The organism is Mesorhizobium sp. B2-2-4 (genome assembly GCF_006442375.1).
In the GTDB taxonomy this organism is placed as follows: Bacteria; Pseudomonadota; Alphaproteobacteria; order Rhizobiales; family Rhizobiaceae; genus Mesorhizobium.
Genome location: NZ_VFWB01000003.1, coordinates 59948 through 73060, shown reverse-complemented (window position 1 = coordinate 73060; position 13113 = coordinate 59948). Strand labels below are relative to the sequence as shown.

At 62.5% G+C, this 13113-nt stretch carries 12 protein-coding genes and 1 tRNA gene; 4 read left to right on the top strand and 9 right to left on the bottom strand.

The features are described 5' to 3' along the window. The first annotated feature begins 128 nt into the window (after positions 1–128). Positions 129–1118 carry a LysR family transcriptional regulator gene (locus FJ959_RS08525; RefSeq protein WP_140513261.1) on the top strand — a complete coding sequence of 330 codons (990 nt, stop codon included), beginning with the start codon at positions 129–131 and terminating at the stop codon, positions 1116–1118. On the opposite strand, the gene FJ959_RS31605 is transcribed toward FJ959_RS08525, so the two are convergent. Then, positions 1096–1461, bottom strand: a complete 366-nt coding sequence (locus tag FJ959_RS31605) for a hypothetical protein (protein ID WP_181172007.1) — start codon at positions 1459–1461, stop codon at positions 1096–1098. The genes FJ959_RS08525 and FJ959_RS31605 overlap by 23 nt on opposite strands. A gap of 882 nt (positions 1462–2343) precedes the next feature. Here FJ959_RS31605 and FJ959_RS08515 point away from each other — a divergent pair. Beyond that, positions 2344–3171, top strand: a complete 828-nt coding sequence (locus tag FJ959_RS08515) for a hypothetical protein (RefSeq protein WP_140629535.1) — start codon at positions 2344–2346, stop codon at positions 3169–3171. On the opposite strand, the gene FJ959_RS08510 is transcribed toward FJ959_RS08515, so the two are convergent. The 5 genes from FJ959_RS08510 to FJ959_RS08490 form a co-directional block, all read right to left on the bottom strand. After that, the gene (locus FJ959_RS08510; RefSeq protein ID WP_140629532.1) at positions 3168–3350 is read right to left on the bottom strand and encodes a hypothetical protein; all 183 of its coding nucleotides are present in this window, start codon (positions 3348–3350) and stop codon (positions 3168–3170) included. The two genes, FJ959_RS08515 and FJ959_RS08510, sit on opposite strands and share 4 nt — an antisense overlap. Positions 3351–3701: 351 nt before the next feature. Then, positions 3702–3775, bottom strand: a tRNA-Gly gene (locus tag FJ959_RS08505). Between the two features lie 108 nt (positions 3776–3883). Continuing rightward, positions 3884–5776: an acyltransferase family protein gene (locus FJ959_RS08500; RefSeq protein WP_140629530.1), complete on the bottom strand. Its 1893-nt coding sequence runs from the start codon at positions 5774–5776 to the stop codon at positions 3884–3886. Positions 5777–5978: 202 nt separating this feature from the next. Further along, positions 5979–7469 carry a hypothetical protein gene (locus tag FJ959_RS08495; protein ID WP_140629528.1) on the bottom strand — a complete coding sequence of 497 codons (1491 nt, stop codon included), beginning with the start codon at positions 7467–7469 and terminating at the stop codon, positions 5979–5981. Positions 7470–7538: 69 nt separating this feature from the next. After that, positions 7539–8567: a glycosyltransferase family 2 protein gene (locus tag FJ959_RS08490; protein WP_140513269.1), complete on the bottom strand. Its 1029-nt coding sequence runs from the start codon at positions 8565–8567 to the stop codon at positions 7539–7541. Positions 8568–9008: 441 nt separating this feature from the next. Here FJ959_RS08490 and FJ959_RS08485 point away from each other — a divergent pair, with 441 nt between their 5' ends. After that, complete coding sequence (locus tag FJ959_RS08485) at positions 9009–9272, top strand: DUF6460 domain-containing protein (protein WP_140496599.1); 264 nt, start codon at positions 9009–9011, stop codon at positions 9270–9272. 3 nt (positions 9273–9275) lie between these two features. Here the strand turns inward: FJ959_RS08485 and FJ959_RS08480 are convergent, their stop codons facing one another. Beyond that, positions 9276–10178, bottom strand: coding sequence for a histone deacetylase (locus tag FJ959_RS08480; protein ID WP_140629525.1), 903 nt, complete (start codon positions 10176–10178; stop codon positions 9276–9278). Between the two features lie 132 nt (positions 10179–10310). Between FJ959_RS08480 and FJ959_RS08475 the strand changes: the two genes are divergently transcribed. Then, positions 10311–11669 carry an MATE family efflux transporter gene (locus FJ959_RS08475; protein ID WP_140629523.1) on the top strand — a complete coding sequence of 453 codons (1359 nt, stop codon included), beginning with the start codon at positions 10311–10313 and terminating at the stop codon, positions 11667–11669. On the opposite strand, the gene FJ959_RS08470 is transcribed toward FJ959_RS08475, so the two are convergent. Both FJ959_RS08470 and FJ959_RS08465 read right to left on the bottom strand, forming a co-directional pair. Beyond that, complete coding sequence (locus tag FJ959_RS08470; protein WP_140629520.1) at positions 11662–12741, bottom strand: quinone-dependent dihydroorotate dehydrogenase; 1080 nt, start codon at positions 12739–12741, stop codon at positions 11662–11664. The genes FJ959_RS08475 and FJ959_RS08470 overlap by 8 nt on opposite strands. Continuing rightward, positions 12738–13088, bottom strand: a complete 351-nt coding sequence (locus FJ959_RS08465) for a DUF952 domain-containing protein (RefSeq protein WP_140496591.1) — start codon at positions 13086–13088, stop codon at positions 12738–12740. The genes FJ959_RS08470 and FJ959_RS08465 overlap by 4 nt, the downstream gene beginning before the upstream one ends. Positions 13089–13113: the final 25 nt, after the last annotated feature.

Below are 13113 nucleotides of genomic sequence, written 5' to 3'. Positions count from 1 at the left end.
ACGCCCCAGGACGCGCGAAGGGTGTGTCCCTTTGCCATAACTGTCAAATGCGATCTTTGATGATTGCTATACCGAAACTGGTATACGTTGACGCTAAACTCAAGGGCATTGGGAGCGAAGGGAAATCAATGGCAACGTTGCGCAATCCTGGCGGGATTTCAGAAGGTTACGAGGTGCTCCCCGGTGACGGCGAGACCCTGCTGCGCAGCGGCCTCAGCCTGCGCCATATGCGCATGATCGTTGCACTGGACGATCACGGCCGGGTCAGTTCCGCCGCCCAGGTCATGAATATCTCACAGCCGGCGGCCTCGCGCATGATCGCCGAGATGGAAGCCGTGCTGGACGTCACGCTCTGCGAAAGGCTGCCGCGCGGCGTCACCTTGACGCCCTATGGCAAGGCGCTCGCCAGGCGCGCGCGCTCCATCCTCTTGGAGATGCGCGAGGTCGATCGCGAGATCTCCGAACTCAAGGCGGGCAAGGGCGGCTCGGTGTTCCTTGGTGCGGTGACGGCGCCCGCGATCGAGCTCGCGGTGCCGGCGATCCGCGAAATCCGCCGCATCTATCCGCGCATCGAGATCACCATGCAGGTCGAGACCTCCAACGTGCTGGCGCGCGAGTTGATCGCGTCGCGCCATGACTTCATCATCGCGCGCATCCCCGACGATCTCAACCCGCGGCTGTTCGAGTCCCGTGTCATCGGCGTCGAGAAGGCCTGCCTGATCGTGCGCCGGGGCCATCCGCTGACCGAGGGCAAGGCGGTGCGGTTGGAGGAGACCGCGGCCTATGACTGGGTTTTCCAGTCCGGCGGCTCGCCGCTGCGCCAGGCCATGGAGAGCAATTTCCTGAACCGCAACATCGCGCTGCCGGACCGCATCCTCAACACCAGTTCGCTGCTCCTGACCCTGGTCATGGTCGCGCACTCCGACGCCATCGCGCCGGTCTCGGTCCAGGTGGCGAAATTCATCCAGAATCCCGAAGGGCTGGCCGGCGCCATCGACGTCGTGCAGACCGAATTCGACATCGAGGTTCGGCCCTACAGCCTGATCACAGTGAAGAACCGTGCGCTGTCGCCGGCGGCGAAGATGCTGCATGATTTCATCCTGCGCGAAGTGGGGTGACCGGAACAAAAACCAGGTAAGTGCGTTCAAAGGCCAATCGGCGTTCGCGCCGGAGCTCGTTTTGAGCCGGGGAACGATGCGCCGATGATAAACAACTCGGGAGATTTTGATGGAACGTCGGTTGTTTCTTACTGGAATGCTTGGCGTCGCGGGGGCAGTTGCTTTTGCAGGCCTGGCCAGGCCCGGCACAGCAGTTGCCGGGGTCCCGAACGGCAACGGAATCCTTGACGAACTCGACAAGGACGACCTCGACAGGGCTGATGCGGCCGTCTTCGAAGGAGACGATCAAGCCGAGGTGGAGCAGATCTCGCATCGCCGGTGGCATCGCCGGCACCGTCGTCATGGGCGCCGCCGCGCCTGGCGCAGGGTCTGCCGCAGCTATTGGCGCCGCGGTCGCCGCCATGTCCGCTGCTGGCGCAGGCGCGTCTGGGTTAGTGTTTGGCTCTAAAACGATACCGGGAAAACGGCTGGAGCGGTTTTCCCGGGACCATGGCTCGACCGCATCTCCGATCATTTCGGCAATCTGTCGGTTCGCAAGTGCGACCGGCCGGAGAAGATCAGGCCGAGGATCCGGGCGCTGCGCGCGAAGTTCGAGGCGACGCCGCGCGCATGCAGGTCTGCCGCGCGTGCTGTTCGAGGTCGCCCGCGGCGCGCTTGCGCTGAACCCCTGCGAGGCTACCAAGCAGCTTTACAGCGGCTCGCGCTCGGAGATCATCTGAACCGATGCCGATCTGGCCCGCATCCGGCCGCACGCCGCCGCAAGGCTGCGATCCCGCCTCTATGACGATCTGCGCGCCTGCTGAAGCGCATCCCGTTCCGCTCGCCCGTCATCCTGACCTCGAGCATGAGAAGACCGTGGAACAAGGATGGCCTCGGAAGCTCGTTCATCCAGGCTAAGAAGGATGTATGGTCGGAAGGCTGCGACCTCCATTTTCACGATCTCCGCGGCACTGCGGCGACGAAGTTCTACGTTAACGGCCTGACCGAGCGCGAGATCGCTGAGGTCATGTCACGAGGAAGACAACGTCTCCCGTATCATCCGCCGTTACGTCGGTCGTTCCGCTGCGATCAAGGATATGATGAAGCGTCTGAACGCGGTCCAAGGGAAGCTCACATCCTGACAATCTGTTGTCAGGGTCCTTACATCAGATCGCCGGATTTTTTCCATTTAGACAGCTCTAATAGTATAGATGGAAGGAATCGAAGCAGTATCAGGAAGGAATCGATGCCAAATCCAGGCCTCTCCCTCGTGGGATTTATGGATATCGGAAATGCAATCCAGCATCTGCGCAACGGATGCATTCCGGCCGATCCTTCCGACGCAGCTTTGATTCAGGAGTGGAACGCGGCTCGTGGAATGCTGGGACCGCCCATCGCCAACGCTGGCCATCCAGAAGTCCTGGACATCCCGCAGGCTCATCACCGGTACGTTGACGATCTCCTGAACAATTCCCACTACGCTCCGCAGTTGCAGGGTGTCGCTGTCCGGCTGGTGGAAATCGAGCCGCTACTTGCCTATCAGGCAACTGTCGACGATGGCAGATCGGCGCATCATTGCGGCGCTCTCCCACCCGCTCCTCCACTGGGTGACCTTTTCCCGATATGTCTTCCTCAGGCACAGGTGAATGAAGCGGTCTCGGCTGTGCTGAATGGCAACTCTGCCATGCTGCGCTCGAAAAGCCTGAATGTTCGGACGATGCAAGCTGGCGTGATGAACGGCCAAGCTATGGGACTGTTTTTCGGAGTAAGCTTGCCGCACGTCCACGTGGTCAGGTTCAACGGCCGCTGCTACCTTCACAATGGATTCCATCGAGCCGTCGGACTGCGTGCCGCCGGCGCAACGCATCTTCCTTGCCTATTCCGTGACGTCAACGATGCGGCCTCGGTTGGCCTCAACCCTCCGAGCACATTTGACCTTCAGTTGTTGGAATCCACCAACCCGCCGACCCTCGGCCACTTTTCACAGGGCAGGGCATACGCAGTCGAACTCCGGAAATTGATCCGGGTGCTTCATGTCAGTTGGGCGGAATATGCGGTTCCCGAGGACTTCTAACAGCTGATTGCCAGCGTCAGAGTCTCAGACGGATTTCGCGAAGGAGAAGAATCCGGAGCAGGGTTCTTGACCAGCATGCTCGATTCAGCATCGACAATATCGCGACGGTTCACCGAACTGCCGGCAGCCTTCACCGTCTTCTGTTCGACTTGCAGATCCGTGCGTCGAGCTTCATGCATTGCCTTCGCGCTCCTCTGTCAGGCTCACACTGAGACGCAATACTCGTGACAACATGCATCATCACGGTTAACGCCACGTTAACCTGGTCGCTTCGCAATTGTCGGCTTTCTAGCCGATCTCAGCCGCGAAGCGGTTGTTCCCATAAGCGGCATCCTATCAGGAAGTTCCGTTCTGGGAAGACAAATTCCTCATCCGACATATAGTGCAGTGCACAAGAAAACAAGCCATTCTTCGGATGTAGGTAAACGGACCGCCACCAAGGCCGGACGGAGCCACCAGCGAACAGAGTCCTGTAAAACCGCTGGTTTTCAGGGTTCTCTCAATCAGGCTCCAGCCCTTGCGACGTTTGCTGGAGCGGGTAGCGGGAATCGAACCCGCGCGTTCAGCTTGGGAAGCTGACAGGCTACCATTACATCATACCCGCGCAGCAGCCTCGTTACCATGAGGGCTGGCCATCGGGCAATCGCAAAGCGGCTCACTTTCCACACGGTACCGTCCCAGCGACCGGCGCGCCGCATGCCGGTTCCGCCTGCTATTTCACTTTCGCGATCTCGGTGCCGGCTGCAAAGCTCGGCCAGTATCTCGAGATGGCGAGTGCGGCGCCCGCGGAAGAGAAGTGACCATAGTCGAAATAGAGAAATTGCTTGTTGCCGGCATCGGCATACGAGCAGCCTGCGGCGTCGCACAGATAGGTCAGCGGGTCTATGAAGTCAGCGCCTTTGACGAAGGGCAGAACCCGCTTGTTGATGTCCGGATCCATGGCCATCGGCCAGGACATGTTCGCGGTATCTCCTCGTCTTGCGAAGAAGGCGATTTTCTGGACGTCGGCGATGAATTCGGGAGACTGGCCGATGACGTAGACCTTGACGCCCATCTGGCGAAGCCGGTCGATCGTCTTCTGGAGGCCGCCGAAGCCCCTGACCTCGTAGTCGGTCCATCGGCCACTCAGGATCACGGCCTGAATGTTGGCTTCGCGGATGATCGACAGGGCTCGCTCGTTGAAGCTGGTACAGGCGGGTCGGGCGTAGGAAAAATAGGTCAGGTCCGGAGGGCAGCCGGCATAGGTGTATTGGATGACGTTAGCCTGGATTTTCTGGGCGTTGGCTTCAAGTCCCGAGACATAGTGGGCGGCGAAGGAATCGCCCCACAACAGCACATTGGTGGCAAAGCCGCTCGTTCGGGTGCAGGCGGCAAGGTTCCAGTCCTCGATCCGGTTCGAGCCTTCGTTGAAGCAGATGCCGTTGCGCCAGTCGCCAACCTGGATCCGTTCCGTTGAAAAGTCCGGGAAGCGTTGCGGAAAACCGTTGCCGAGCGCCCCGGCCACGCCGCCGACGCAGAGCAGGACGATTGCCGTCGTGGAAAAGGCGAAGATAGGCAGCGGTGCGGTGTAGGCCCGTTTCCGCCGAAACGGCTGCTCGACATATTTCCACGAGAACGCCGCCAGGGCGAAGCTTGCCACGGTCATGGCGATGATCGTCGGCACGCCGATGGCTTTCAGCGAAACGTAATGGACGAAAGAATTGATCGGCCAATGAACGAGGTAGAGCGAATAGGAAATGAGGCCGATCCAGACCAGCGGCGGAAACTGCAACACCCGCGTGGCGATGGTTGCCGGCCCCTGTTCGCCCGCCCTTTCGTGGCCGGCATAGATGAGCAGCGCGGTGCCGATGCAGGGGAACAAGGCATTGTAGCCCGGAAAGGGGTCGCTCTCCGAAATCGTGACGAAGCCGAAGGCGACCATGGCAAAGCCGGCGAGGCCGATCAGTTCCATTGCCGGCTGGCTGGCAAGTGCCGGCGGCTTTCTCAGCATCAGCATGGCCCCCAGCGCCAGTTCCCAGATGCGCGTCGGCAACAGGTAGAAACCCGCCGTGGGCGCCATCGAGGTCGCCATGACCGCCAAGACGAAACTGCCGATCGCGATCGGCAGCAATATCGTCAGCCAGCGTTTCGAGGCATAGCGATAGATCAGGTACACCAGTATCGGCGCGAAGATGTAATATTGCTCTTCGACCGAGAGCGACCATGTGTGCAGCAGCGGCCGCAGCTCGGCGTCGATCGAGAAATAGTTCGTCGTCTTCCAGAAATAGATGTTCGACCAGAAGGTCGAGGCCGCGATGACGCTGAGGCTGAATTCGTGCAGGTCCGATGGCAAAAGGATGAACCAGGCGGCAGTGCCTGCGAGCACGATGACGAAGGTCAGCGCCGGCAGGATGCGCCGAGCGCGGCGCCAATAGAAGCGGCCGATCGAAAACTGGCCGCGTTCGAGATCGTCGAGCAGGCTGCCGCTGATCAGATAGCCCGATATGACGAAGAAGATGTCGACGCCGGTGAAGCCGCCTGGGATGGCGGACAAGCCGAAATGAAAGAGGACGACAGGCAGCACCGCTATGGCCCGCAGGCCGTCGATGTCGCGTCTGTAGTTCATGCGGCCGGTTCGCGCGCCATGGCCGGCGGCAGTCGTGGCGCACCCGGTTCACCGGCCCATGCGGCGGCATTGCCGCGATGCGAGAAAGCCTTGATTCTCGATCCCACTTTGTTCGTCCTCTCCGGTGCAATTTGCTGCACCGCAACATCGGTGTCAAGGCGAATGCTGGAGGGCCGAAGCCGGTTTGGGCTGGCGCCGCGGATCAGGCGCCGGGCAGGTAGATCACGGCGTATTCGTCCGCGTAGGCCCGCTTCCAGCCCAATTCCTCGAAGAAGGGAATGCGGGTGTCGCCGGCTGCCAGCAGCGCCCAGCCTATGGCGTATTTCTTCAGCCGGGCCTCGAGCAGTGGTTTGCCGTCACTGTGTCCGGTCGCGTCGTCGGCTTTCGTGAACCCGTCCAGGAACAGCTGGTCCGTCCTGCCGTCGATGTAGGTCTTGATCCCGTGGAAGATCAGCGTGCCGCCGAAATTGTAGGAATTCAGCACGTTGCCGGACAGGTGCTGATCCCTTGCGAAGGCGAGTGCTCCGCTGGCGGACGTCTTCGGGCTCGGCGCGATCTGTTGGACGCTGCCGAGGACCGAGACCGCGCCGATCAGCAGGACGGCCACCGCGCCTGAGATTGCGTAGTAATGCCTGGCGAAGACTTTTTCCAATCCGTCGCGCTTTTGCGCCAGCCAGGTCGCGGCTGAAAGTGCGGGATATTGCTGTGCGACCTCAGCCATGATCACCAGCGGAACCAGAAGGAAGAACAGATACATGAACCGCTGGTGACTGAGATAGGCATGCAAGGTGAAGACGATGAACAGTGCCTTGGCCCAGCCAATCCGCAGCCGTGACACCAACAGCCCGAAAAGCGCCAGCAGCATCACGGCTTCCTTGACGAGCTCTTCCTGGGCGTTGAAGGGCCGCCACTCCAGGATAAGCGGCACCGCTTCATTGCCATAGGCGACGGTAAGCGTCGCCAGGATGGCCTTGACGCCATAGGGATGGACCAGGCTGACCACTGGGCAGAGCAGGCCGAACGCGACCCATTTCGCCAGGAGAACCGGTTTCGACAGGCCTATGCGCGACAGGAGATACAGACCGGCAAAGCCGGCGATGACGAAGCTCAAGGTGAACGTGGCATGCAGGTTCGCCCACAACACGACGAGCGCGAGCAGCCACGGGGATGGCGCTCTTTCCTCCTGCGCCGCGCGAAACAGCATTGCCGTCCAAATGACGATGATCGGCAAAGTGAAAACGTGGGGGCGCGCGGTATAGATCGGGGCGACAAGGAAAGCCGCGACGAAAGCCAGCACCACCGCTAACACCGGCTTCAGCCATGCGCTGAGGAACCATCCCATCAGGAAGACTGTCAGGCCGATCGTGGCGATGATCAGCGTGACGACGCCATTCCAGCCACCGGCGCCATAGGCGAGCGCCAGAAGCACCTGCCCCAGCCATTCCTTGGCGATCCAGGGCTGGCCGGCGAAGGTATAGGAATAGGGGTCGACGGTCGGAAATGTCAGGTTCGCCAGGAAATCCAGCCCGACCTTCACCTGCCACCAGCTGTCAGGATCCAGAAGGAGGGAGTTGGCATGCCTCATCAGCACGTAGGCAACGGTGCAGGCGCAGAAAAGACAGAACAACAGCCTGCTGCGCTGTGCATCCTCGAGCGACGGCGTAGCCATCGCGATTGCCGTGGCTTGGTTCATGTCGCGGCTCCCGGCCATTTCGCGTTCGTTCCGGTCGAGAGGTCCCGTTGCGGCCGGTCGATCGTCGCCTTAGCCACGCGCGGCTCTCTTCACCATTTCCTGGAGGCGGTGGACAGGCAGGTCCTGGTTTTCGACGGCCACATCGCTTCGCGAAACGATCTCGTTGACGAAATAGAGCGGCCGCCGCTTCGTCTCCATGTACATCCGGCCGAGATATTCGCCGAATATGCCGAGCACCAGAAGCTGAACACTGCCCAGGATCAGCATGATCGCGGCAAGGCTGGTCCAACCCGGCAGCACGTTTCCCAGCGACCACTCGAGCAGCGTATAGCCGAGCACGACCATCCCCAGCACGCCGGAAAGCATTCCCAGAAGCGAGGCAAACCGCAACGGCGCGATGGAAAAGCTGGTCATCGCATCGACAGCCAGGAGGACCATCTTCTTGAGCGGATAGTGGGTGGCGCCGGCGAAACGCCGTTGCCGCTCATAGGAGAAGGCGGCCTGTCTCAGCCCGATCCAGCTCACCATGCCGCGAATGAACCTGTAGCGCTCCGGCATGGCGTTCAGATGGTCGAGGGCGCGGCGGCTCATCAGCCTGAAATCACCGGTGTCCGGCGCGATCTCGACGTCGACCATCCGGCGCAGCAGCCGGTAGAACATCGACGCGGAAGCCAGCTTGAACCAGCCTTCGCCATCACGCTTGGCCCTTTGACCGTAAACGACGTCGAAGCCTTCATCCATCTTCGCCATCATCGCGCCGAGCAGTTCAGGGGGATCCTGGAGATCGGCATCGAGAATGAGGATGCGCTGGCCCCGGCAGAACTCCAGCCCCGCGCTCAGCGCGATCTGGTGGCCATAGTTGCGGGCAAGGTCGATGGCGACGACATGGTCGTCCTTTTGCGCCAGTTCGAAAACGGCCTCGCGGGTGCCGTCGGTCGCCCCGTCGATGACGAGCACGATCTCGTAGGAAGGGTTTTGCGCCAGGCAAGCGGCGGTGACGCGTCGGTGAAGCTCAGCCACGCCGTCCCGCTCGTTATAGCACGGCACGACAACCGAAAGCATGACCGCGCGGCGCGCGCCGATTTTTTCCGCTTCCATCAAAGCCTAGCTCCCGCTCCAGGAATGGCAATAGCGGCAATTGGTTAGAAAACAGATAAGCCGGCCGCGATCAGCCGCCGCCGGCTGCTCGCCTGCCATGCGCCTATGGTCGCCGGCTTGGTACCAGGGCACGATCCGCGTTAACGAATTCCTTCGGAGCCTTCGACGGTGCGCTGTTGACGGAGCCTTGAACGGATAAACCCGCCTGTGCGGCGGGTCCCTGGCGCAACTCAGCACCATAGCCAAATATCTACCATAGTTGCCTTCAACCCGTCAAGGAAAAAATTCCTATCATGAAAAGCCGGCGGCACCGCCGGACCGGCCGTCATAGGCTTTGTCAGCCAGGTTCAGAGCCTTGGCCCGCCCGGCTTGAAGCGGGGCGGCCAAGTGCGTATTTCTGATCCTGTCGCCGAATCGGGCGATCAGAGCCGGAGACAGGTCTTGTCCGCATTGACGCGCTTTCTCGGCGACACCCCGCTCAGGGTACTCCTGAAGTTGCTGGTGGTGTCGTTCCTCGTCGGCCTCGTCATGACCGCCTTCGGCTGGTCGCCGATGGACGTGCTCTATGGCATCCGCAAATTCTTCCTGGATCTCTGGAATCTGGGCTTCCATGCCATCGACCGCTTCCTGGGTTATATTCTGCTGGGTGCGGCGATCGTGGTTCCGGCGTTCATCCTGCTCAGAATCGCCAACTACAGGAAATAGCGGTCAGGCGTAGTCCGCCGCCGCCTCGAACAGAATGGCATGGCGCGCCGCGAGCGCGGCCACGTCGGTCGAATAGCCGCCGCCGATGACGCCGCATAGCGCGATGCCGCGCGAGCGGAAGTGACCGATCACCATGGCGTCGCGGGCGCGAAGCCCGTCGTTTGAAAGCGCCAGCCTGCCGAGCCGGTCCTCGGCATGGACGTCGACGCCGGCATTGTAGAAAACGATGTCCCAGCGCGCATGGGCGGACAGTTCCGGCAAGATGGCGGCCAGCCTTTCGAGATAGGCGGCATCGCCCGTGCCGTCGGGCAGTGCGACATCGAGGTCGGAGGCGATCTTGCGCGCGGGGTAGTTGCGCTCGCCATGCATGGAGAAGGTGAACACGCGCTGATCGCCAGCCAGGATATCCGCCGTGCCGTCGCCCTGATGCACATCCAGATCGACCACGAGTATGTTCCGCGCCGCGCCTTCGGCAAGCAGCACCAGCGAAGCGACGGCGACGTCGTTGAAGGTGCAGAAGCCCGCGCCTTGCGCGCGGCGCGCATGATGGCTGCCGCCGGCGGTGTTGCAGGCAATGCCGTGGCGCAAGGCCAGCCGGGCCGCCAGTACTGTGCCGCCGGTGGCGAGTTGGGCGCGCAACGAGACGCGTGGGCCGACCGGAAAGCCGATCTCGCGTTCGATCTTTTCCGGCACCGAACAGCTGATGACCTGGTCGACATAGTCGGCCGCATGGGCAAGCTTCAGCCATGGTGCGGGTGCCGCTTCCGGCATGCTGAGCGCCCCCTGCACGGCCAGTCCGCGTGCGCGCAAGGCCTCCATCAGCAGCGGATATTTGCTCATCGGAAAGCGATGGTTGACGGCGAAGCCGGCGTCGTAGTCGGGATGATGGACGATCTGGAGGGACATGAACCGGATCCGGCGGCTCGCGCCAGACCGGAATTTCGGTTGGCCGCCATGGCAAGGGTGGATTGCGCGGTGGCCGGAAAATGGGGCACACCGGCTGTTCGATCAAGCCGCAATCAGCAAGGCAGCAATTCTTTGGAGAAGGGTGCAATCCCAGCCGACGCCGGATCCCCAATCGTTCCCGGATCCTTTGTCGTCACCAACCGCACGGTGCTCGTCATCGCCGTACCGATGACGCTCGCCTACCTGACGACGCCGCTGCTCGGCATGGTCGATACGGCTGTTGTCGGACAGCTCGGCGACGCCGCCTTGCTTGGCGGCCTGGCGGCAGGCGCGCTGGTCTTCGACGTCGTCTTCACCACCTTCAATTTCCTGCGCTCCGGCACCACCGGTGTGGTCGCCCAGGCTTTCGGGCGCAACGACGCGCTGGAGGAACAGGCGGTGTTCTGGCGCGCGGTGCTGATCGCTGTTGTCGCCGGCATCGTGCTGGCTGCGCTTTCGCCGCTGATCGCGGCCGGCGGGCGGTGGTTCATGGATGCCGGACCGCGCGTCAGCGAGGCGATGGGCGTCTATATCGGCATCAGATTGCTCGCGGCACCTTTCTCGCTGATCAACTACGCCATTCTCGGCTATGTACTCGGCCGAGGCGAGGGCGGGCTCGGGTTGGTGCTGCAGCTGGTGCTGAACGGCATCAACATCGCGCTCTGCATCCTGCTTGGGCTGGAGCTTGGCTGGGGCGTCGCCGGCGTCGCATGGGCAACCGTCACCGGCGAATTCCTGGCCATGTTGCTTGGCCTCGCCATCGTCATCAGGCGGTTCAGTGCAAGCCCGCCCGTGCCACGCCAACGCCTGCTCGACATGAGCGCGTTCCTGCGCATGCTGTCGCTCAACCGCGATATCATGATCCGCTCGTTCTCGCTGCTTGCCGCCTTTGGGCTGTTCACCCGCCAGGGTGCGCAATTCGGCACGGTTACGCTGGCCGCCAACGCCGTGCTGATGAATTTTTTCCTCGTCGCAGGCTATTTCCTCGACGGTTTCGCCACCGCCGCGGAACAGCTCGCCGGCCGCGCCGTCGGTGCGCGGGCTGAGCACCCGTTCCGGCGCGCGGTGCGGTTGACCCTGTTCTGGGGGTTCGGATTGGCGGGCGCCGCAACCCTGGTGCTTCTGCTGGCCGGTGCCAATCTGGTTGCCGTCGTTACAACGTCGCAGGAAGTCCGCTCGGTGGCCGACACCTACCTGCCCTGGGCGGCCTTCACCGCACTGAGCGGCGTGCTGGCTTTCCAGATGGACGGCGTCTTCATCGGCGCGACCTGGTCGCGCGACATGCGCAACATGATGCTTTTGTCTTTCCTGGCCTTCGCCGCCGCGCTGATTACGCTGGCGCCCGCTTTCGGCAATCATGGGCTGTGGGCGGCATTGCATGTCTTCCTGCTGGTGCGTGGCCTCAGCCTGCTGGCCATCCTGCGGTTGCGGCTGCGGACGGCATTCAGTTGAGCGGCCTTGAAGCCCATTGGTCGAGATGGCGGTCGCGCAAATCGCTGATGGAGTTGAGCCGTTCCGTGTCGGCGAAACGCGCCATGCCGGCGACGATGCGTCCCGGCAGCGCCGGCCCGGCATAGATCATGCCGGTGTAAAGCTGGACGAGATCCGCGCCTGCGCGGATCTTCTCGAGCGCCGTCTCGGCGGAGTTGACCCCACCCACGCCGGTGATGGCCATGTCCGGCCCCAGCAGCCTGCGCATACGGGCCAGCACGATGGTCGAGCGCTCGAATAGCGGCCGGCCGGAAAGCCCGCCGGTCTCGCTTGCCGCGCCGCTGGAGCGTAGCGCCGGGCGAGAAATGGTGGTGTTGGACACGATGATGCCGTCTATGGCCTTCTGGGTGACCTCGGCGGCGATGTCTTCCAGCTCGGCTTCGACCAGGTCCGGCGCAATCTTGAGAAACACCGGCGGCTGCCTTGCCGCCGCCGCGCGCGCGGCCATGACGCGCGACAGGAGCTCGCCAAGCTGTTCGCGCGCCTGCATGGTGCGCAGGCCGGGCGTATTGGGCGAGGAAATATTGACGGTGAGATAGCTGGCGTAGGGCGCGAAGCGGATGACGCCGCGCTCATAGTCACCGACGCGGTCGGCGCTGTCCTTATTGGCGCCGATGTTGACGCCGACGATGCCGGGGCGCCCTTTGCGGCCGACCAGGCGTTTCTCGGCGGCCGCATGGCCTTCATTGTTGAAGCCGAGCCGGTTGATCACCGCTTCATCCGCCGGCAACCGGAAGATGCGCGGCTTCGGATTGCCAGGCTGCGGCAGCGGCGTCACCGTGCCGACCTCGGCAAAGCCGAAGCCGAGGCCGAGAAGCGCATCGGGCACCTCGGCATTCTTGTCGTAACCGGCAGCCATGCCGAGCGGATTGGGGAAATCGAGGCCGCAGAGGCTGACCTTCAGCCGCGCATCTCGCGCCGTCCGTGCGCCGACCGGCAGGCCACAGCGCAGCGCCGCGATCGACAGGCCATGCGCGGTTTCCGGGTCGAACGTGAAGAGCAGCTTCTGGCCAATCCGGTCGAGCACGCTCATTCGGCCTCCAGCGCCGGGAACTGGTGGGTGCCGTCGGCGCCGAGCGGCAGCGGCCGGACCCACAGCACGGCTTTCAGGTCGAGCACGCCGTAGAGGTGCGGAAACAGCGCGCCGCCGCGCGAGGCTTCGTATTTTAGCGCATCGCCCAGGCTGGTCCCGTCGATGGCGACCAGCAGAAGCCCCGCCTGGCCGGCAAAATGCTTCGCCGCCGTCTCTTTGACCTGTGCCGCCGTGGAGAAATGGATGAAGCCGTCGGCGACATCGATCGGCGCACCGGTGAAGCGGCCGTTCGCTTCGGCCTCGCGCCAGGGCCCTTCCGGGGTTATCTTGTAGATAATCTGAGACATGGTTGCGCTATAGTCCGAACCAGCC